The sequence below is a fragment of the Desulfurellaceae bacterium genome (assembly GCA_021296095.1).
Taxonomy (GTDB): Bacteria; Desulfobacterota; Binatia; order Bin18; family Bin18; genus JAAXHF01.
Map to the genome: position 1 here is coordinate 23,984 of JAGWBB010000006.1, position 19,218 is coordinate 43,201.

23 protein-coding genes are annotated in these 19,218 nt (G+C 61.4%); 1 reads left to right on the top strand and 22 read right to left on the bottom strand.

From position 1 onward, the window contains the following. Nucleotides 1–4: 4 nt before the first annotated feature. The 7 genes from J4F42_02450 to rlmD form a co-directional block, all read right to left on the bottom strand. Entirely contained in the window at nt 5–934 is a 930-nt protein-coding gene (locus J4F42_02450) for a Jag N-terminal domain-containing protein (protein ID MCE2484348.1), read from the bottom strand. 36 nt (nt 935–970) lie between these two features. Beyond that, a complete protein-coding gene (gene yidC / locus J4F42_02455; GenBank protein ID MCE2484349.1) occupies nt 971–2,617 on the bottom strand; it encodes a membrane protein insertase YidC in 1,647 nt (548 codons plus the stop codon). Between the two features lie 76 nt (nt 2,618–2,693). Beyond that, nucleotides 2,694–3,029, bottom strand: a complete 336-nt coding sequence (rnpA, locus tag J4F42_02460; GenBank protein ID MCE2484350.1) for a ribonuclease P protein component — start codon at nt 3,027–3,029, stop codon at nt 2,694–2,696. A 35-nt stretch (nt 3,030–3,064) separates the two neighbouring features. Then, entirely contained in the window at nt 3,065–3,226 is a 162-nt protein-coding gene (rpmH, locus tag J4F42_02465; protein MCE2484351.1) for a 50S ribosomal protein L34, read from the bottom strand. A gap of 124 nt (nt 3,227–3,350) precedes the next feature. Continuing rightward, nucleotides 3,351–4,373: an NAD(P)-dependent glycerol-3-phosphate dehydrogenase gene (locus J4F42_02470; protein MCE2484352.1), complete on the bottom strand. Its 1,023-nt coding sequence runs from the start codon at nt 4,371–4,373 to the stop codon at nt 3,351–3,353. A gap of 98 nt (nt 4,374–4,471) precedes the next feature. Next, a complete protein-coding gene (locus tag J4F42_02475; protein ID MCE2484353.1) occupies nt 4,472–5,323 on the bottom strand; it encodes a polyphenol oxidase family protein in 852 nt (283 codons plus the stop codon). Between the two features lie 51 nt (nt 5,324–5,374). Further along, the gene (gene rlmD / locus J4F42_02480) at nt 5,375–6,844 is read right to left on the bottom strand and encodes a 23S rRNA (uracil(1939)-C(5))-methyltransferase RlmD (protein MCE2484354.1); all 1,470 of its coding nucleotides are present in this window, start codon (nt 6,842–6,844) and stop codon (nt 5,375–5,377) included. A gap of 198 nt (nt 6,845–7,042) precedes the next feature. Here rlmD and J4F42_02485 point away from each other — a divergent pair, with 198 nt between their 5' ends. Then, entirely contained in the window at nt 7,043–7,300 is a 258-nt protein-coding gene (locus tag J4F42_02485; protein MCE2484355.1) for a type II toxin-antitoxin system Phd/YefM family antitoxin, read from the top strand. Nucleotides 7,301–7,410: 110 nt separating this feature from the next. On the opposite strand, the gene J4F42_02490 is transcribed toward J4F42_02485, so the two are convergent. The 15 genes from J4F42_02490 to aroB form a co-directional block, all read right to left on the bottom strand. Continuing rightward, a complete protein-coding gene (locus J4F42_02490; GenBank protein MCE2484356.1) occupies nt 7,411–7,914 on the bottom strand; it encodes a hypothetical protein in 504 nt (167 codons plus the stop codon). Continuing rightward, nucleotides 7,886–8,242, bottom strand: coding sequence for a DUF2442 domain-containing protein (locus tag J4F42_02495; protein MCE2484357.1), 357 nt, complete (start codon nt 8,240–8,242; stop codon nt 7,886–7,888). The genes J4F42_02490 and J4F42_02495 overlap by 29 nt, the downstream gene beginning before the upstream one ends. After that, entirely contained in the window at nt 8,223–8,459 is a 237-nt protein-coding gene (locus J4F42_02500) for a DUF4160 domain-containing protein (GenBank protein MCE2484358.1), read from the bottom strand. Before J4F42_02500 ends, J4F42_02495 begins: the two co-directional genes overlap by 20 nt. A gap of 195 nt (nt 8,460–8,654) precedes the next feature. Next, the gene (locus J4F42_02505; GenBank protein MCE2484359.1) at nt 8,655–8,855 is read right to left on the bottom strand and encodes a DUF2283 domain-containing protein; all 201 of its coding nucleotides are present in this window, start codon (nt 8,853–8,855) and stop codon (nt 8,655–8,657) included. A 70-nt stretch (nt 8,856–8,925) separates the two neighbouring features. Then, nucleotides 8,926–9,066 carry a hypothetical protein gene (locus J4F42_02510; protein ID MCE2484360.1) on the bottom strand — a complete coding sequence of 47 codons (141 nt, stop codon included), beginning with the start codon at nt 9,064–9,066 and terminating at the stop codon, nt 8,926–8,928. A gap of 55 nt (nt 9,067–9,121) precedes the next feature. Further along, on the bottom strand, nt 9,122–9,322 hold the full coding sequence (locus J4F42_02515; GenBank protein MCE2484361.1) for a hypothetical protein: 201 nt from the start codon (nt 9,320–9,322) through the stop codon (nt 9,122–9,124). Nucleotides 9,323–9,423: 101 nt separating this feature from the next. Beyond that, nucleotides 9,424–10,371, bottom strand: a complete 948-nt coding sequence (locus J4F42_02520) for a VWA domain-containing protein (protein MCE2484362.1) — start codon at nt 10,369–10,371, stop codon at nt 9,424–9,426. Beyond that, entirely contained in the window at nt 10,368–11,381 is a 1,014-nt protein-coding gene (locus J4F42_02525; GenBank protein MCE2484363.1) for a VWA domain-containing protein, read from the bottom strand. The genes J4F42_02520 and J4F42_02525 overlap by 4 nt, the downstream gene beginning before the upstream one ends. Nucleotides 11,382–11,428: 47 nt before the next feature. Continuing rightward, entirely contained in the window at nt 11,429–12,295 is an 867-nt protein-coding gene (locus J4F42_02530; GenBank protein MCE2484364.1) for a MotA/TolQ/ExbB proton channel family protein, read from the bottom strand. A 2-nt stretch (nt 12,296–12,297) separates the two neighbouring features. Then, a complete protein-coding gene (locus J4F42_02535) occupies nt 12,298–12,456 on the bottom strand; it encodes a hypothetical protein (GenBank protein MCE2484365.1) in 159 nt (52 codons plus the stop codon). Nucleotides 12,457–12,481: 25 nt separating this feature from the next. Beyond that, complete coding sequence (locus J4F42_02540) at nt 12,482–14,557, bottom strand: SUMF1/EgtB/PvdO family nonheme iron enzyme (GenBank protein ID MCE2484366.1); 2,076 nt, start codon at nt 14,555–14,557, stop codon at nt 12,482–12,484. Further along, a complete protein-coding gene (locus J4F42_02545) occupies nt 14,544–15,998 on the bottom strand; it encodes a hypothetical protein (protein ID MCE2484367.1) in 1,455 nt (484 codons plus the stop codon). The genes J4F42_02540 and J4F42_02545 overlap by 14 nt, the downstream gene beginning before the upstream one ends. 66 nt (nt 15,999–16,064) lie before the next feature. Continuing rightward, nucleotides 16,065–17,276 carry a hypothetical protein gene (locus J4F42_02550; protein MCE2484368.1) on the bottom strand — a complete coding sequence of 404 codons (1,212 nt, stop codon included), beginning with the start codon at nt 17,274–17,276 and terminating at the stop codon, nt 16,065–16,067. A gap of 26 nt (nt 17,277–17,302) precedes the next feature. Then, nucleotides 17,303–17,953 carry a hypothetical protein gene (locus J4F42_02555; GenBank protein ID MCE2484369.1) on the bottom strand — a complete coding sequence of 217 codons (651 nt, stop codon included), beginning with the start codon at nt 17,951–17,953 and terminating at the stop codon, nt 17,303–17,305. A gap of 178 nt (nt 17,954–18,131) precedes the next feature. After that, the gene (gene aroB, locus J4F42_02560; protein ID MCE2484370.1) at nt 18,132–19,211 is read right to left on the bottom strand and encodes a 3-dehydroquinate synthase; all 1,080 of its coding nucleotides are present in this window, start codon (nt 19,209–19,211) and stop codon (nt 18,132–18,134) included. Between the last annotated feature and the right edge of the window lie 7 nt (nt 19,212–19,218).

The following is a 19,218-nucleotide window of genomic DNA, read 5'->3' on the forward strand; positions in this document are numbered from 1 at the left end:
CACTTTACTCAACCGACGCGCGCGATCCGGCTCGGCCGCGGCGCGCCGCCTCTTCCGGCACGATGCTGAGCCGCCGCAGATAGCCCCGGCCCAGGCTTTTCGTGGTCACCAGCGGATCGTCCTCCAGCACCAGATGGATGATACGCCGGTCGCGCGGATTGAGCGGACTCAGGGTAACCGGCCGGCGGCGCCGCTTGGCCCGCTCACCCAGGCGCATGGCCAGACTCTCCAAGTTCTGGCGGCGCCGGTCGCGGTAGCCGGCCGCATCGAGCAACAGATGGGTCTCGTTGTCATCATTTCTGGCGATAATGCGATTCACCAGGTACTCCAGGGCGTCGAGCGTCTGCCCCTTGCGTCCGATCAGCAGCCCGTCGGTGGCATCCTCGAAGCTGAGCACCACTTCGCTGTCCTGGACGGTGGACGACACGTCCGTCTGCATGCCCATCTGGGCCAGGATCTCCTGGAGCAACTGGCTGGCGCGTTCGACCAGCTCGGGCGATGGAGCCGCAGTTGGAGCGAGGTCGTGGTTCGCCTCTCGCACAGCCTGGGGAGGGGCGGTCACCGTGCGACCTGACGGGACATAGGGGTCGTCTTGTCGGGAATCTTGTCGGCGGGCGGCTCGGGGCTCTTGCCGGGGTTCTTCCCGAGCCTCCTTTCGGGGCTCTTGTCGGGGTTCTTGCCGGGGCTCTTGCCGGGGCTCTTGTCGGGGCTTCTGGCGCCGGCCGCCAGAGGCGGGCGCCGGCTTGGGCGCGACCTCGGCCGGGCTGCGCAGGCTGGCCCGGACTCGAGCCCGTCTGCCACCAATACCGAGAAAGCCCTTGGTCGACTGTGACATCACCTCAATCTCGGCCTGCTCCCGCTCCACGCCGAGCTGCCTGAGCGCAACGGCAACGGCTTCCTCAACCGTCCGTCCTTCAGCTTCTACCGCATTCATACCGGCTTCTTCCTTTCCCAGGTAGGGACTGCATCCCTACGACGAGGCGTGCTGAGCATTATACCAGTACTGCTGGGTGATACTCAGCACATTATTCACCAACCAATACAGCACCAGTCCAGAAGGAAAATTAACAAACATCACGGTGAAGATCACCGGCATCAGCATCATCATTTTCTGCTGGATCGGATCTCCGGTTGTCATGGGCATCATCCACTGCTGCAGCAGCATCGATCCGCCCATGAACAGGGTCAGGATGGGCAGGCCAGGAGGATCGACAAAGGGAATCGCCAGGCTGCCGAGTCGGTCGGGGCTGGACAGGTCGCTGATCCAGCCGAAAAACGGCGCCTGACGCAGCTCAATGGCGTACAGCAAGCCCTGGTACAGGCCGATGAAGACCGGAAACTGGACCAGCATGGGCAGACAGCCGCCCAGGGGATTCACCTTGTTGCGCTTGTACAGCTCCATCGTCTCCTGGTTGAGCTTCTGACGGTCGTCCTTATACCGCTCCCGGAGCCGCTCCATCTGGGGTTGCAGCTTTTTCATGGCCGCCATGGACTGAAAGCTCTTATTGCTGAGGGGAAAAAAGAGGAGTTTGACCAGGACGGTCAGCAGAATGATGTCAAGCCCGTAATTGCCGGTCAGGCTGTGCGACAGGCGCAGCAGGGAGATGAGCGGACGGGCGATGAAATGGAACCAGCCAAAATCAATCGCCCGGTCGAAGACCGGATCAACAGCGTTGAGCGCCTGCGTTTCTTTGGGACCGACATACAGGGTGTAGGTGACGCTCTCCCCAGTCCAGGGCAGGATCAGGCTGGTCCGCGCCGTATTATTCACCAGCCTGAACGTCGAGCGGTAATTATCCCCGGGTGGAGGCATCATGGCGGCCAGAAAGTAGGAATCGGTGAAGCCGGCCCAGCGGATCTGGCCCGGTCCGAGGTTTTCCGGCTCATCCAAGCCCGACGCGCCCTCATAGACGAACTTACGGCCCACCAGCGCCACCGGACCGTAGGTGGTGTAGAAATCATCGGTCTGGGTCGGATCGAGGGCCTCAATCCACACCAGAGACAGAGCCGAGATGTCCGGCGGGGCTTGCCTGACCCGAACGGCCAGCTGTATGCCGTAGCTGTCCGCAGCAAAGGTGAACGCTTTGGTAATCGGCGTCCCGTCGGACAGGCTGCCGTGAAAGCTCAGCGTCGCCTGGTCTTGAAAGCTCCCGGCAAACTCGATGTTGCCGCCCTCAACCGTGTACATCACCTCTGTATCATCCAGAGGCGTGCCGTTGCCCTCCAGGCGCACCTCGAGCGGAGCGGCATCTCCAGGACCCTGACGGACCATTTCACGCGGCGGACTGTGTTCACCCGCGTCTCCGGGGTAGTCTTTGAGGATCAGGCTCTTCAAGCGCGCCCCACGCGAACTCAATACAGCGCGGTAGACAGCATTTTCGACCGTGATTTCCTGCTCTTGGGGCGGGGCGACGGACGAAACCTCAGGACTCGTCCGGGGGGCGGCTTCAGGCACGGGGGCGGGCGGAGGCGGGACGGGGGAGGAGACGACCTGCTCGGACGGGACGGAGGGCGCCTGGCGCGGAGGCGGGGTCGGATACAGATAGCCGATAAACTCCTGATAGCCAATCAGGATGATCAGAGACAGGACGATTGCGAGCAGACTCCTTTTATCCATAGTGTCGTCGCTACCTTATCCGAAGAATCCGGGCTGGAAGAGTGGGCGGGCGGAATACGACGGGATACGTCATTGGCTATTCCTGGTGTACGCCGAGGCGGGTTTTCTCAGCAAGAGACAGCGCCCGGCCAAGCTCTCGGCTGATGTGGTGGAAAGACAGCCGTCCGGCTCCCGACTTGGGAATGATCAGGATATCCTGGCTGGGAGCAAGGTCGGCCCGGTGACGGCGAAAAAATTCGCGCAGCTGTCTTTTTATCCGGTTTCGCATCACCGCATTGCCAAAACGGCGGGTGGCTGTAATCCCCAGACGGGAGCAGCCGGTGTGTCTCGGTCGCGTGATCACCACGAAGTGCGGAGTGTGCCGGCGCCGACCCTTACGCTGCAGGACTAGGAACTCACGGCGGACCAGGATACGAACCGCTTTGGGAAACGTATACCGGCCAGTGTCTAGCGTCGCGCCTGTTTGGGGGGGATTTGGACACTCAGACGTTTGCGTCCCTTGCTGCGGCGCCTGCGTATGACGGCGCGACCAGCCGGCGTGCTCATCCGGCTCAGAAAGCCGTGTGTGCGCTTGCGGCGGACATTGCTGGGTTGGTAGGTTCTTTTCATTGACCTTCATCCGTATATGTCTAATTCAACCGGCAGGGCTGTTATCCCACCATGAAAGACAAACGACGATCTCTTCCTGATGAGGTAGGTAGTCATCATCGTTTACCTTTTCGGGCCGGATATGTCAATTTCGGTTGCCGAACTCGGGTTTGACCTCGCGTGCGAGCAGGGCAGCGACCACCTCACGGGCGGGTTTGTTACGGTACAGGAGAGTGTGGATCTGCTCGATGATCGGCATTTCAACCCCGTAGCGCTGGGCCAGGGCAAAGAGGGAACGACTGCTTGGGACGCCCTCGGCCACGCTGGACATGCTGTGCAGAATATCTCCGACCGACTCGCCCTTGCCGAGACGCACCCCGACCCGGTAATTGCGACTCAGGGTGCTGGTACAGGTGAGAACGGCGTCTCCCAGGCCCGACAGGCCCGATAGGGTCTGGGGCAGGCCGCCCAGACGGTCGGCCAGGCGCGTCATCTCGACCAATCCTCTGGTAATGAGCGCGGCGCGGGCGCTCTGGCCATAGCCCAGGCCGTCGCTGACCCCGGCCGCCAGGGCAATGACATTCTTGGCCGCCCCGCCAATCTCCACCCCGGTCACATCGGTCGTGGTGTAGACGCGGAACTGGGCGGTGGCAAAGACCTGCTGGACTTTCCGGGCCAGGGCTTGGGTTGTGGCGGCAACAGTGACCGCAGTCGGCAAGCCACGCACCACATCGACCGCAAAGCTGGGACCGGACAGGATGGCCAGCCGGGTCTGCACCTCGGGTCCCAACACCTCTCGGAGCACCCCGCTCATCGTCAGCAGGGTGTTTTCCTCGACCCCTTTGCTGGCGCTGACGAGGAGCGGAGCGACCGAGGCGGACGCAGTTGTGAACGGGACCAGCTCGGACACCACGGCCCGCATGGCCTGGGACGGAACGGCCAGGACCAGTAACTCTTTTTCGCCAGCCACAGCAGCCAGAGACGCGCTATAGGTCAGCTCTGCGGGAAGCCGGATGCCGGGCAAATAGCGGGTATTCTCGCCGGTCTTTTGCAGTTCGGCGCACCGCTCAGGTTTGCGTGCCCACAGGCATACCGTATGGCCGGCGCGTACCAGCAAGGCCGCCAGCGCCGTCCCCCATCCACCCGCGCCGATGACACCAATACGCATAACGGTTTCGTCTCACCAATACCGCCCACCAGGACCCTGAGCAGGCGTGCAGGCGCAAAAGGAAACGGGGCCATCTGCCCGGTGAGCGGTGGCCATGGTCATTCCCTGTCCCAGCCGATGACGCTCAGCTGACGGCCGGCGCGACTTCCGTCTCTCCGATACGAGGACAGTGCCGCTCCTGAACAAAACGTACACGGCCCGACGTGTTGTATGTGTTGGGGGAGAACGCCCAGCTGTTCACACCGCAGGCGGTTGACCAGACGTAAATCCAGAAAGCCGGTGTCACCACAGGCAATCGTGGTCTCCTTGTGGGCGCTTTTGGTATTACGATTGCCTTTGCCGGTCGAAGGAGGAAACGTATCATCCGATACATGCTGAGATGTTGATACGTTTCCTTCTTGTCGCCAGGCCAGCCGGCCGCGTGTCCCCACCTGTCGGCTCAGGTTTTCTCCGATGTCGCGACCGACCTCGTAGCAGCAGCCGCCAATGGACGGACCCAAGGCGATCAACAGGTCGGCGGGAGACACACCCCAGTCTGTTTTCAGCGCCTGGATGGCGCGCCCACAGATGTCTTTGGCCGTTCCCCGCCAGCCGGCGTGCAGGGCGGCAACGATGCGCTGCCGGGGCGCAACCATCAGGACAGGCACACAGTCCGCAGTGACAATACCTAGCAGCCGACCGGCTGCGGCGCTCAGCATGCCGTCCGCCTGGGGTCGTTCCTCAACGGAAGTGTCCGGGCCGACAACCCGGAGCGCGTTGCCGTGGACCTGGGTGAGCGTGTGGAGCGGCAGCTCGGTAGCGGACAGGACGGACAGGGCTGCGGCCTGATCGGATAGCCGACCGGAAAAGCCATGAATGAGATGGGGAATCCGCTCCCAGGCGGCGGCAGCGTACCAGGGAAACGACGATCTCTTGTTGGTGGGACGGCCCTCAGCGTTCATCCGGCTCATGCATCCGTCTCCACAGTGGTCGATGATGCCATCTGGGGCAGAGAGCGGTCATCATCCTGTCCGGCCTGTCCGATCAATCAGGACCAGCGTTTCCACCTTGTCGGTTTGGGGGAACATGTCAAAAGGCTGGACCTTGACCACCCGATAGCCGGCCTGTCCGAGGTGGTCGAGGTCACGGGCGAGGCTCAGCGGCTCACACGAGACATAGACCAGACGCGGCGCAGCTACCGCCTCGAGTGCGGCAAAGGCGTGGGAACTCAAGCCCGCGCGGGGAGGATTGACGACAATGCAGTCGATCCGAGCCAGCTGGCTGGCCGTCTGTCTGAGTTGACGAGCCGCATCGCCGGCGAAGAAGCGAGTGTTGTGATAGCCGTTGCGGCGCGCATTTTCTTTGGCCACCCGGATCGCCCGCGTATTATCGTCAATTCCAACCACGAGACTGGCTTGGCCGGCCAGATACAGGGCAATCGGCCCGATCCCGCAGTACAGATCGAGCGCAATGCGCTCCTTGCTCAGCTCGGCCCAGTCCACGACCGTCTGGTACAGCAGGTGGGCGACCGGTGGATTGATCTGGGTAAACGCATCGGCCGGGGAGTGCAGCTGCAGATGGCCCATCCGCTCGAGGAGCGAGTCGCGTCCGCGCAGCGGATGGAAGCGTTGTCCCCAAATACTGTTCCCCTCGCGACCGGGGGTGTCGTTAATATTCTGCACCACTCCGATCAGCTGTGGACAGAGTCGGCGAAGCTCACGGGTGAGATCCCGAACCTGCGGAAAATCCATATGACGGGTGACCAGGGTGAGGAGGAGGCGTCGCTGCCAGAAGCTGTACCGAATGTCGAGATAGCGCAGCTGGCCGATATCGTGCCGCTCGTCATACGGCGTGATGCCGAGTTGCTCAATCAGCTGTTTCAGGGTCTGGACCAACGCGTTGACCGGCCGTGGATGGACCGGGCAAACCGAGGCGTCGATGACCCGGTGCGACTCTGGGCGATACAGCCCGATGACCGGCTTGCCTTTGATGCGTTGCACGGCCAGCTTGACCCGGGCGCGATAGCCAAAGCGATGAACGGACGCCACCGGAGCGGGAATGGTGACCGACCGCAGAGACGCATAGTCGGCAAACGCCGCCGCGACCTGGGCCTGTTTTTTGTCCAGCTGCTGCTCGTAGGGGATGCCGATAAACGGACAGCCATAGCAGTCCGGGTAATGCGGGCAGGGCGGGCGGCGGGCGGCTGATGCCGGGCGGCCGGGCTGTTCGTGTCGAGGTGCGTTATCGCCCGAGCCGGACCTGGGTCGAGCCTCGTCCCGAAACTTTTTTCGGAGAGGTTGCGCCTGGAACGATGAGTTCTTCCTTTCAGAGGCAATCGTGTTCTCCTTCTGACCTCTTCTGTTATCACGATTGCCTTTGTTGCCGTGGCCCGGTTTTGTACCGGACGGCTGAGAATGAGAAGCGGAAGAACCCGGGCCGCCTGGCCGCGAGTTCCCCCGCCGAGACGCTGAGGGGGGTCGTCGGGATGCCACCTGTGCAGCCTACAAAGCTGCTCAGCCGGCGTCAACGACTTCACCGGCGGAAAGAGGCAAGCCCTCGGCCAAGCCGGTTGAGTCCGTTCTGATCCGAATGGAGCATAGCTCAGCCCTCCCTTCCAAGGATTTGACCGTTGCGGGTTGTGACTTGTAGTAATTTACCTACAATCGGACACAGAAACGGAGGTTCAGCCTATGAGGGTCACAACCCTGACCAGCCGGGAGTTTAATCAAGACGTGAGTAAAGCCAAGCGGGACGCCGCGATGGGACCGGTTTTTATCACCGACCGTGGCCGGACAGCGCATGTCTTGCTGACGATTGAGGACTATCTCAAGATCACCAAAACGGAAGAAAGCATTGTTGAGTTACTGGCCATGCCGGAAGCTACGGATATTGATTTTGAGCCGCCCCGTCTGGACGACGAAATGGGGAGAACGGCAGACTTATCCTGATGTATTTGCTCGACACCAATGTCATTACCGAATTGAGAAAAGCGAAGTCGCCCAGAGTCGATCATAACGTCCTGGCGTGGGCCGACAGCGTCTCGGCGGCAAGCCTATTCTTATCGGTCATTACGGTTTTGGAACTTGAAAAGGGGGTGCTTTTGGTCGAGCGTCGAGACCCGCCCCAGGGCGTCGAGTCCCCGCGCCGGGCAGACCACAACCGACGCCGAACCTCTCAATAGCAGGTCCAAACACTCTTTCTCCATCGGCGATTGAAAACCGCCGACAATCGTTACGTCGGTTTCGCGCAGCGCTCGCGCAAGATCGTAGGTCTTGAGGATCACGTCGCCCGGACAGCGCACGGAGCAGAAGAAGCCAAGCAGCCTTTTATCGAGTATGCCGAGGCCACCCTGTAATGTGACCGCAGATGCGCTTCCCATCTCAGCACAACGCCGCAATGCTGCCGGAGCGTCCGGGGCTTTCAGTTCGTAGTGTCTGATCTTCAATCGTTCCCATCCGGTTTCGTCCTCAGCGTGCGGGCAGGAACAGTGATTTGGTGGTTCCGCTGTCTCGAATTCCAGGGCGTCGCATGGATTATTCGCCGTCAACGCTCCGGTCGGCATCCATCAAGTCGTACAGCGCGACATTGCGGCCCGCTTGTTTCGCTTCGAGCCATCGCTTGAAGGAGCGCTGGCTTTCTCCAGACGGACGCCCCGCAATGAGTCCCTCGACACTGAGATCTTCGTCCAAGTCGGGCCATCTGATTCCCTGGCCCTCGCCTATTAGCTCCCAGTTGTCCCTCTCCTCCCGAGTGGCGTGGACGAGCCTTGGATACCAGGCCAGGGGTACAGAGATGGTGCGCCCATCCGAGAGCTCAGCCCTGAGCGTGTCCTCCGTAACCCTCACTTCTTTCGCTTCCGGGACTCGGACCTCAATCGTCGAAGTAATCATTCCAAGCCTCCATAAGTAATCTGTGATGTTTCTCAACTATCTGTTGAATCCGGTGTATCTCCGACCGTCTCAGTCCGCCGCTCCTCTGTAATCTCACCGGGTCCAGCCAGAACTTTGCTACTCGATTATCGTGTGTAACGTGTACGTGTTGGGGCTCATCACGGTCACTCGAATAGAAGAAGAAACGGTATGGCCCTTCTCTCAGTACTATGGGCATTGCACTACGCGCCTTCGCATTTCAGTTCCGCCATTGTATGAACCGCGTGTTCAGCGAATTTCAGTATTGTTCGTTCGGCAGGTTAGTGTGATCTGACCCATGGCTTTTCTCCTCCGATAGCCTCTCCTTCCAAACTCTCTCGACCTATGTGGTATTTCATGTCGGAGTTGATGATAAAGTCCACCTCCTCAGTGGTTACGCCGTCTCAAATTCCAGGGCGGAGAGATTCAGATTGGGGGAGCGTTTTGAGAGATGGAGCATTTCTACACCCACCACTTCGTTCGCCTCGTTGTAATCGAGTACTACACCCGGCGAGACCTCTTTGGACTCGACGATGGAGGAATCGTCGAGACGCAGGTAAAGGGCGTCGGCTTCCTTATCGACGTGGAGTTTCATAATTCTCCTTTCATGTTGCGATCAAAGAATACGCTTACTACCCGCCAAGGCGAAACGCGGGTGTTGACAGCTACACGCAGCACTCGGTCGTCCCGCTCCGGGACGGGACAAAAAAACGCTCTACCTCGGGGTCGTTCGGGTCGGGCTCGCGCAGTGCCGGCTTGGCTACCGCTCGCTTGACCCACTCTACTGAGACCGCTCGTTCTGCCATTACGTGAGCCGCATGCTTGGTAAATTCCAGCTTTATCGCTTCGGATGGCGTAGCATCACTCCTCATCACGGTCCAGATTGTCCAGGCCCATGCGGTATTTGATGTCGTAGTTGATGATGAAGTCCAGTTCTTCGTCTGTGAAGCCGTAGTGAGGCGCCAGGACTCTGTCTATCCGGTCGATGATAGGCTTGGATTTCTGAACTTTGAAAGATTGCGTTTCTGTCCTTCCAGTCTTCTTTTGATTCCGAACGAACATCGTGCTGTTCCTTCGCAAGTCTGCAATATATTCCCCTATGGTTTCCGCCAACGCGGGCAGAAGACGCTGTTCGATATTGTCAAAATACGGGGCATGGGGGCTTACTGCACCGGCAGGGCGACGAAGGTGCCGCCGTTCTGGCGAGTCAGCTCGCGCATCAGGATGGGAAAATGGCCCTGGGTGTGGGGAGACACAAAGCCGACCGCGTGGACCTTGGCCAGGCGTTTGCCGGTGGCGGCGTCGGTATTGAGTCGGTGGAGGGCCTCAATGACCGGGTCGTAGGAACCACCGGTGTAATCGTCGCCGAAAATGTAGATGGACAGCTTGATGTTCGGCCGGGCGTAGCGCCGCAAGGCAACGTGGAGTCCTTCGACAGGGCTGCTGTTTGAGGTGCTGTTCCAGGTTCTGAACAGCCGGATGACGTTCTGACGGCGCCTCGGGGTATCAGGAATCCAGCGTCCGGCATAGCCAGAGATCAGATGCGCCCCGTTGTCGTTCAGAATCTGGAATCCGGTGATCTTGGGATGAATGGTCATGACATTCTCAAGCTCCCGCGTCACCCGCCCCCAGATTTGCTGCATGCTTCCCGACGTATCAACAATAAAGACGACGTAGTCGCTGTCGACCGGAATGCCGCCCACCTCCTCGTCGCTTTCCTGAGTCGTATCCTGTTGAACGGCGGCGCGTTTGACGGATTGTTCGACCAGCGTCAGCCCGGCCAGATTTTTGTCCAGGACACGGTTTTCGTCTTTGCTCGTCCTGACGCTCCCGCGTGCCGCCTCGGCAGCCGCCCGCAATCTTGCCAGCGCGGCGGCACGCGCCGCCGCCTCGGCCTGCCGGTCGGAGAGATCGGCCCGCAGGTCGTCAGCCTCGGCCTCGGCACCCAGAATAGCCCGCAACAGGGCCTCCGTCCGGGCTTGGAGCTGGGGCGTAACTGCTTCTGAAAAATCCGAAATCAGGACCAGCAGGATCACCGCGCCGAAGCCGCACGACACCACGTCCAGAAACGACAGGCTGAAAATATCAAAGGTCCGACGCTGGGGCTTCATGGCCAGGTCTCCGCAGGCGTGATGAGCAGGCCGCCCGACAGGGCCGCCCACTGCCAGTACTCGAACGCCGCCCCGGGGTCGCCCTCAATCGGCAGCAGGATGACGTTGACCGGCAGGCGGTCGGTCTGCCAGGTGTCCTGAATCGTATGTCGGAAGAGTTTGGCCCGACATGCGCCGGAGATGTTGCTGGACCGGCCCCACAGCGCGCTACAGGCGGCAAACGGGTTGAGGCTGCTGTAGCCCGAACTGCCCTGCGTGGGCAGGCCATCGGTGACAAGGTACAGGTGGGTGGGGCTCATCGCATAGATGGCTTTGAGGCCGGCCTGGAGATTGGTCGGACCCGAGGGAACAACCGCCTCAAGATCGCGCAGAATGCCCTCCAGACTACTCGGGTCACGACTCGGTTTCCACTGCTGTCCGCCCAAATGCCCGGCCTTCTCATTATAGGTCACGACGCTCACTTGCGAGCGGTCGGGCAGGCGGGCCAGCAGCCAGCTGACGATTTCCTTGGTGCGGCGCCATTTGGGGCCGGCTTTTTTGTCCAGGTCCGAAGAATTTTTGCGGCGAATGACCGCCAGCAGGGTCTCATCGGTCATCGAGGCGCTGACATCAATGAGCAGACCGATCTTCTGGCCTTCGACCTTGAGACCGATCAGGTAGGTTTCCTGGCCCGCCTTGGGAATTTCGATGACATCCGATTGGGTGGTGATATTCGTTTGGGTAATCGTCTCTTCGAGCGCCGCCAGCCGCTGTCGCTTGGCGTCTGCCGCGTCGCGGGTTTTGTTCGCCTCGTCCTGCAGACGCGACAGCTCCTGGGAGACGGACTGCAGGCGGCTGTCAGCCGCCCGGCTCTGGTCGCTGAGCGCCTGGATACCGCTGCGGAGTTCCTGGTGGAGTTGTTCGAGGCGGCTCAGGTCGGCCTGCAGCAGCGCGGTCTCGGGCTCGGCTCTCTCCGGGTTATCCTTGACCAGCATGAACACGAGCACAATCGCGCCCAACCCACAGGACATGATGTCCAGGAAGGCGATATTGAGCCCGGGTGTGACACGTCGTCGTTTCAGTTTCGACCTACCGACAAAGATGGTGATGATTCCAGCTTGACCGGGTGGGCATCATCACCACCTTTGCTGATGCGATTAAGCAGGAACGCCTCGCAGTAGTCCTGCGTATCGACAACCAGATTATCTTGCAGCCGTTGGAGCTGATGCAGCATGAACATCAGGGCGATGCTGATCAGCAGCGCGACCAAGGTGGAATTGAACGCAATGCCCAGGCTCTCGGTCATCCCGGCGATATCACCGGCAAGCGCCTGATCGGCCTGAGACAGGGCCTGGCCGATGCCCCGCACGGTGCCGATGAATCCGATCGACGGGATGGCCCAGATGAGATAGCGGATCATGGAATTCTCGGCATCCTGTTTGAGCGCCAGGGCCTCAACGCTGGACTCGATGGCGTCAGACGTGTTCTGGACATCCTGGGTGATCAGGAAGCGGCGCAGGCTCGTCATGAGGGTCTTGACCAGCGGCGTTTCGCGGATATCGGGGGGCAGAGTTTCGAGCGTTTTCAGGGCGCTGCTCAAGCCGTGGAATTCGCCCGGGGAGTCTTCGGCCGCCTCACCCTCGGCCGCCTCTTCGGGTTCTTGGGCGGGTTCTTCGAGCAGGTCAACGGAAAACAGGTACTGCTCGCGCAGAATGGCAAGGCATTTGCCGAGAATGAGAAACATCCCCCACAGCATCAGGATCAGACAAATTTCTTGCTCGTAATCCTTGAGGATGACGACGAGATGGCGGGGAGCCGACTGGCCGGCCTGTCTGGACGCTTCGAGCACCAGCGACGCCTGTGGCCGGATGTAGCCGATATAGGTGATATGCACGGCCACCACAGACACCACCAGGGCGATAATGTTCGACAGGGTTTTCGTCATAATCAGATATCCACCGGGAATGAGGCCGGAGCATTCAGACTGAACGAGGCTCGGCCCGACTGGGCAACGGCAACCGCCAGCAGGCCGGCGCCGATCAGGCCGGCTACGACCAGGATGATGATAAGCCGACGGCTCTCCATGCGGTTCTTCACAGTGAACAATGCTCTTTTCCTCATCGGACGATTATTAGCGTGCGCCTGTCGCGTTTTCCTCATCGGCGTACAGGTATCTGGCTATTCTGAACCCAACATCGTCGCGCCCCTCGCGCAGGCCGTCTCTATACGCCGCGCGCAGGGGGGTCAGAGAGCCCGAGCGCCAACTTGAGCCTTTGATGACGTGCGACTGGCCGGAAGCCGGGCCGAGCGGATCGACCGTGCCGGCAGCCGTCGGGTCGGCCACAATCGCATAATAGTCATGGACCCATTCGCTGACGTTGCCGGTCAGATCGTGGAGTCCGGACAACTCAGCCGGAAAACTCCCGACCGGAGCCAAACCGGCGTGTCCGTCGGTGTAATTCGGGACGTAGAACCGTGTGCTGCCCTGGGTGCTCTCATCCGCAACATTCCCGGTCCGGGGCGGCAGGACGGCTTCGTCGCCCCACGGGAAAACGGTCTCGGCCTTGCGTCCCGCCCGGCGCGCCAGCCACTCCCATTCGGCCTCCGTCAGCAGCCGGTAGCCGTCCGAGGTCGTGTCAAGGCCGACCAGTTCGCCGTTCCTGATGCGGTAAAACGGCGGCAAATCTTCCTGGCGGCTCAGCCAGTTGCAGAACATCGCCGCATCCAGCCAGCCAATAGCGGTCACGGGCAACTCGGCCGTGCCGCGGTGGTCGGGCTTGAATTTCTGAAACTGGGCGTTGGTGATTTCGTATTTGCCCGAATAGAACGGTTTCCTGAGGGTCACCTGCCGCTCAAACTCGTTGGCCCGCTGGCCCTTCTGGTGACGTGGCGCGCCCATGGTGAAACGGGTTGGATGAAATAAGATCAGTTCCACACCGGCAGCGTTGGCATACCGCTTGGGCGCTTCTGCCAGACGCGCCGCAAACTCGGTAGCCAGGCTTTCGTCTATCACCGTTGTATGGGCGGGCGACGGCGTAATCTGTTTGTCAATCGTCCGGTGGCCCGGGCGCCTGAGGGAAATCGTTTGGGGTTTGGTCGCCAGACTCAGGCTTAGCGGCGTCGCGCCGTGTTCCGCGCCGTCGATGAACACGCGGGCCTGGGGCCGAGCCCGCACCTCTACCCGGCCGAACTCGGGCTGCAAGTGCAGTCGCACGCGGGTGGTTTGCTGGGCTGGAGCGACCAGCTTACGGCTCAGGCTGGTATAGCCTGGGCTGAGATAGGTGACATTGACCTGGGTATTGGCCGCCACGCTATGGTTCTGAGCGGGGTTAACCCGTTTGCCGTTGACCAGCAGGCTCCCGTTCGGCGGACTCACCTCAAAGGCCAGGGTCGCGGTTGGCCGCCGAAGACGGTAGGAGCGCTCGACCAGGGCCACGTCGTTGGTCAGCTCCAGGCTTTCGGAAACCCGTGCATAGCCGTCGAGTGCCACATCGAGCCGATGCGTGCCGCCGGCCAGACGGGTGCGCAGCGGCGTTGTTCCGGCCGCCACGCCGTTGAGGCTGACCGAGGCGCCGGTCGGAAGAGACTGAATGAAGACCTCGCCCTCCACCTGCTGGAGCGGAATGTCGAGTTCAAGCCGTTCGCCCCGGCCAATGGTAATCCGCTGTTCAACGGTCTGGTAATAGGGATGATTGACGCCAAGCCGGTATTCGCCCGGCAGGAGTTCGCGCTCGAACTCGGCGCCTGTGGCCAGCCGGTCGTCGTTCAGCGACCAGCGGGTGGTCTCACCCGCCGGGCTGGTTGAACACGGTACACGATGATCGCTTCCTGACGAGGTGGTCATCACCGTGCACCGTGCATATAAGTGGCCGGGTAACTCCTGAAGCGTGACGCTGATCACACCGCCCCGTTCGTGGGGCTGAATCTGGCGGCTGGCGGTTTGAAAGCCGGGCGCGCTCACGGCAACCACGGGCTGTGAGCTTAGGGCATACACCACGCCCGAGACGGCGACTGCAATGCCGGCCTCAGCGCTGACGGAGCCGGTCTGGGCCGCGTCCGCGGGTGCGATCTTGACCGAGGTTCCGGTCATGAAGACGACAGTCAGTGCGACAACCAGCACGCCGCCCACCAGCGCAATTGCGATGGTCCCGTAGCGGCTGCGTTGGTAGTGTCGGGCGCTTTTAATGCGTTGCTCAAATCGGTTCATCGCAAACAATCTCAACCTGAACGTCAAATGCGTCCGGTGGGACCCGAACCTGTACGATCTCCGATTTGTATCCGCTCCGACTGCCCTCGAAGCGGTACGCACCAGGCTTGAGGTGAATGAGCTTCGAGACGACCGCGCCGACCCGACCGACTCCCCTGACCGATATTTTTGTCTTGCCGTCGGAGACGATCCGAACCGGAACCTGTCTGGAGTAGCGCTCAAGCGTGTGCTGGAGTTCGGCAGCCCGGGCGGCCAATTGCGGGCTGGCCTGTCCGGCTTCCCTGCCGTGGGCGATCAGCTCTCGGGCCTGGGCGGCAACGCTTGGCAACGTCAGCCGGTGCGGGGCATCGAGCTGAGCCGTGATGGCACCGAGCAGGGCGAGGAGGCGCTCGGCAGTCTGACGGCCCTGGATGGCCGGTGCGTGTCCGGGCCGGATCGCCTCGACCTGCCGATAGGCATCAAGCGCCGAAGACCAGTCGTCCGCCTGCTCGGCAGAGCGAGCCTGGTGGAGCAGACCTTCGACCTGCAACCCATGATCGAGCTCACGCACCTGTTTGGCCAGCAGGGCGGTTTCGGACCGATCAGGAAAGAGCTGGCGCGCATGGCTGAGATACTCCTGGGCACTGCCAAGATCGTTCTTTTCCAGGGCGGCAAACCCGCGGGCAATATGACGGCTGTAGCGGTCATCTTGAATCGTTGCCCTCAGGCTGGCCAGACGCTGACGGATGGCCGGCCGGGAGGGATCTCGCTTGACGACTTCCTCCAGCGCTTGCAGCTCAGCCTGGGTATTGTTTTCCAGCCTGGCTATCCGCGCGGCTTCTACGTGGACCAGCACTTCTGGTAATGCCTCGATCTTGGCCTGCAGGCGCAGGGCATCGGGCGACTGCGGTCTGATGCGCAGGGCGTCGGTGATATGCAGGCTGGCGGCATCATAGTCGTCCTGCTCAAGGCTGGCGTCCGCAGCCGCAAGCGCGGTGGTGAACGCCGCCTCGCGTCGCTCCAGTGCGGTGCGTGCCTTTTTAAGCGCGGTGGTGAGCAGTGAGAGGGCGTCGGCGTGGTTTCCCTCGCTGAAGGCCTGCAGGGCGGCGGCCTTCATAGCCGTCAGATCGCGCTGGGCGACCGCATCCCAGCTGGCAAAGGCCGGGCTGTGGATGAGCGGCTCAACCTCGCGCACATACTCACCCAAGGTCTGCTTAAAGCGTTCGCGCGGGTCTGCATTGATTGACGGCTCGGCCTCCGAGAGCGCGTCCAAGCCCAGGATTGCAGCGTTGCTCGGCATTTCGGGGGCGGAACGGCCGACTTCGCCTGCCGGCTCACGGGGTATCACCAGCTCCGCCAGCCACAGCCCGAAGCCCGATATGCCGATGGCCACGACTGCGGCAGCCTTGAGCCACTTGTTCCACGCGTGCCGATTCGCGCCAGCGAGCCGCTCATCCAGCATTCCTGCGCTCCGGGCAAGGGGAACGATGATGACCATCTCATCAAGAAACGATCATCGTTCCCCTTGTTAGAGTTCCACCTCCGGTGTCCGCTCTTGTTCGTACATTTTCTTGAGAAAGGCGCGCCACTGACCGAACTGCTCTTTTGCCGTCCCGGTCAGCTTCTGGGTGTCTTGCTCAAACGCGACAACCTGGGGAGCGAGTTCAACGTCGATGGACTCGCCAAGCTCGTTGAGCGCATCGCGGTGGACTTTGGCCTCCTTGTTCGTCTGAAAGCTTTTGCCGAGCATGACCGCACCGGCCACGCCGCTGGCGAGTCCTGCGGTTGTCGCGACCGTGCCAAGGCTGCCTTGGGGCGCCATGGCCATACCGGCAATGCCGAGGCCGACGAGCAGGGCGCCGGCGATCCCCTGAACGAGGGCTTTCCGCTTGGTCTGTCTCTCCGCCTCACGTTCGGCCAAGCTGTGTTCCTGCCAGACCAGGTAGCTGGCGTCCATCTTATCGCTGAACACCCGGTAGTTGTCCTGCAGATCATCGACAAAAAGCTGATCGCGGACACGAACGGCCTTAGTCCTCAGCAGCATCGGATCATCGCTGCTGGGATAACTGGCCAGAGCGAATTGACCGGCTTCCATTTTGAGATGTTCGGAGAAGGCTTCCTCGGTGAGGCTGACGCCAAAGCGGAGGTCGGTCAGCATTTTCAGCTGTTCCAGGGAGGCGGCCTGCCGCTGCTTGAGCTGTTCGACCAGGTAAGAGGCGGCGTTCCTGAACACCGGGTCGTAGGGGTCCAAGCCCGTGTTGCGGATGTTTGTGTGGAAACTGGAGGCGACCGTATGGCTGAAGGACTGGGCAAACCAGTCGGCGCCGGAGATATCCCGGACTTCCAGGTTGATGGCGACTTCCTCGCCGGTTGATTCCTGAATTGTGCCTATCACGTACAGGTCGCCGGTTGCGGTCGCATCGGGGGTGACCCGAACGGCCCCAAAGGCGCCAGTCTCTTCGAGCGCCAGTTTCAGTTTGTGGGCAAAGCGGTTGGCCTCGGCCCGTCGCAGTTCCGGCCATACCCCGTCCTCGGCGACACCCTCGGAGAGACCGGGATCAAAGACCGGAACAATAATGTCCAGTCTGGGTGCATTGCTGATCGGCTTGGGCGCGGGAGCGCGGGCTGAGGCAGACGAGGGTGGCAATCCGACGCTGTGAGTCGGCCTCAATCCTGGGCTGGCGGCGCAGCCTGAGAGCGTCAGGGCGACACACACCAGGTAGACGGTACACGTTTTCACCAATTCCACCTGGCACCTCAGCGCGCCTATTCTTGTACCGGCAGCCCCTTGTAGCGACGGTATTCGTTCCATAACCGTTCCCGCATGTGCGGATCCTGTTCTTGCATGGCTGCCGCCCGGATCTGCGCCTCGAGGACGCTGTCGTTATCGGCAGCAGGAATGTCTTCCGGGAGCCTGCCGCTGCCAAGAACCGGCCGCCGTCCTATCGGCACCCGTCCGGCGGTCCTGTCCGGCGTTTCTTCCTCGCCACCCCCAGGCGGGCTCCCCAGGGCCGGGCCTAGCTCCGTCACGTCGGAGACCTGGGTTGAGCCTCCAAGCGCCCCAGCAGGAACCTGCGGATTCGTCTCGGTTCCCGATACCTCAGAAGAGGCGATTGAGCCGCCCGCTCCCAGCTCGGGAAAAGCGCCGCCACCAGCCCCTGGGACTGTATCGGCCACACCGCCGGCGGCGGCAGGGGACGATTCCCCACCAGCCTGGCTGTGGGCATTCCGGCGAGCGTCATATTTATTAAGCGAACGGGCCAGCGCCTGGTCCATGCGCTCGACGTTCTCTCCCTGGGTTAGCGATGGATCGTTCTGGGAGCTGGCCTGGAGTTCCGGTTCGGTGATGGCGGGCGGTTGGGCCTGGGCTGAAGCCGGTGGCGGTCCGGGGGTCAGCGTTGAATTCTGTGTGCTCATTGAGGAGCATCCCGAGAGCATGAGGGCGAGACAGAGATGAGACACTGCTGCCTGCTTCGATACGTTCATACAACACCTATGGGGGCCTGAGCGTGTGGTCCATCTCAGGGTATAACGTCTCATTCCTGTAATCAACATCGGCCTGTACACAGGCCAAGCGGATGATGAATGGGGACGCTCACTGAGATACGTGACGGACGATGTCGGTGGCGCTCAGCAACTCAAAGCGAGTCTTTCCGAGCTGTTCGAGACACACGAATTTGACGCTGCCGGCCGAGACCTTCTTGTCTGCCTCAATGGCGGTGCGGAGGTACTGTTCGGCAATATCCGGCGGGATATCAACCGGTAAGCCGGCCCGTCTGATCAGGCGCACCAGACGGTCGCGGGTTTCCGCTCGGCACAGACCACGTTGCAGCGACAGCTTGGCGGCGAACGCCATACCGATGGCGACCGCCTCACCGTGCAAGAACCGTCCATAGCCGGTCGCACTCTCAACGGCGTGGCCCAGCGTATGGCCGAAGTTCAGGATTGCCCGGTAGTCGGCCTCTTGCTCGTCCGCCTCGACGACCTGCGCCTTGAGCTGACAGCAGGTCTTGATGATCGAGGTCAACAATACGGGCTCCAGTCCGAGCAGGCGGTCGAGTTGCTCTTCCAGGAGGACAAACAAGTCCGGGCTCAGAATCGCGCCGTACTTGATCACTTCCGCAAGGCCGGCCACAAACTCACGCTGGGGCAGGGTTGTGAGCGTATCAACATCAATGAGGACAAGACGCGGCTGGTAGAAGGCTCCGATCAAATTCTTGCCGGCCGGATGATTGACGGCGGTTTTTCCGCCTACGCTGGCGTCAATCTGGGCTAACAGCGTTGTCGGCACCTGGATAAAAGGGACGCCGCGCTGAAACGTGGCGGCAGCAAACCCGGTCAGGTCCCCAATCACCCCGCCGCCCAAAGCGATCAGCGCAGAACGGCGCTCAATCCGTCCCTCGATCAGCTTGTCATACACCAGGGACAGCGTCGCAAGGTCCTTGCGCTGTTCACCGGGCGGCAGCACGATCACCCACGGTTCATACCCGGCCTCGCTCAGGCCGGTGACCAGCGGCTCGCGGTAATACGGAGCGATATTGCTATCCGTCACCACCGCAACGCGCCTGGTGGTCAGGCCCCGCTCGCTCAGCAGCGAACCAAGGTTGGCCAGGACTCCGGACCCAATTCCGATGGGGTAGGAGCGTTGGCCGAGATCAACCGTAATGCTCTCCATATGCAGC

Bases quoted from the DNA above. Each gene is read 5' to 3' on its own strand.
- J4F42_02450 (MCE2484348.1), bottom strand. From the start codon at position 934: ATGAATGCGGTAGAAGCTGAAGGACGGACGGTTGAGGAAGCCGTTGCC.
- J4F42_02510 (MCE2484360.1), bottom strand. From the start codon at position 9,066: ATGGCAGAACGAGCGGTCTCAGTAGAGTGGGTCAAGCGAGCGGTAGCC.
- J4F42_02540 (MCE2484366.1), bottom strand. From the start codon at position 14,557: ATGAACCGATTTGAGCAACGCATTAAAAGCGCCCGACACTACCAACGC.
- J4F42_02505 (MCE2484359.1), bottom strand. From the start codon at position 8,855: ATGAAACTCCACGTCGATAAGGAAGCCGACGCCCTTTACCTGCGTCTC.
- J4F42_02525 (MCE2484363.1), bottom strand. From the start codon at position 11,381: ATGTCCTGTGGGTTGGGCGCGATTGTGCTCGTGTTCATGCTGGTCAAG.
- J4F42_02500 (MCE2484358.1), bottom strand. From the start codon at position 8,459: ATGCCCATAGTACTGAGAGAAGGGCCATACCGTTTCTTCTTCTATTCG.
- J4F42_02520 (MCE2484362.1), bottom strand. From the start codon at position 10,371: ATGAAGCCCCAGCGTCGGACCTTTGATATTTTCAGCCTGTCGTTTCTG.
- J4F42_02485 (MCE2484355.1), top strand. From the start codon at position 7,043: ATGAGGGTCACAACCCTGACCAGCCGGGAGTTTAATCAAGACGTGAGT.
- J4F42_02495 (MCE2484357.1), bottom strand. From the start codon at position 8,242: ATGATTACTTCGACGATTGAGGTCCGAGTCCCGGAAGCGAAAGAAGTG.
- J4F42_02470 (MCE2484352.1), bottom strand. From the start codon at position 4,373: ATGCGTATTGGTGTCATCGGCGCGGGTGGATGGGGGACGGCGCTGGCG.
- J4F42_02475 (MCE2484353.1), bottom strand. From the start codon at position 5,323: ATGAGCCGGATGAACGCTGAGGGCCGTCCCACCAACAAGAGATCGTCG.
- J4F42_02555 (MCE2484369.1), bottom strand. From the start codon at position 17,953: ATGAGCACACAGAATTCAACGCTGACCCCCGGACCGCCACCGGCTTCA.
- J4F42_02545 (MCE2484367.1), bottom strand. From the start codon at position 15,998: ATGCTGGATGAGCGGCTCGCTGGCGCGAATCGGCACGCGTGGAACAAG.
- aroB (MCE2484370.1), bottom strand. From the start codon at position 19,211: ATGGAGAGCATTACGGTTGATCTCGGCCAACGCTCCTACCCCATCGGA.
- J4F42_02530 (MCE2484364.1), bottom strand. From the start codon at position 12,295: ATGACGAAAACCCTGTCGAACATTATCGCCCTGGTGGTGTCTGTGGTG.
- J4F42_02515 (MCE2484361.1), bottom strand. From the start codon at position 9,322: ATGTTCGTTCGGAATCAAAAGAAGACTGGAAGGACAGAAACGCAATCT.
- yidC (MCE2484349.1), bottom strand. From the start codon at position 2,617: ATGGATAAAAGGAGTCTGCTCGCAATCGTCCTGTCTCTGATCATCCTG.
- rpmH (MCE2484351.1), bottom strand. From the start codon at position 3,226: ATGAAAAGAACCTACCAACCCAGCAATGTCCGCCGCAAGCGCACACAC.
- J4F42_02490 (MCE2484356.1), bottom strand. From the start codon at position 7,914: ATGCCGACCGGAGCGTTGACGGCGAATAATCCATGCGACGCCCTGGAA.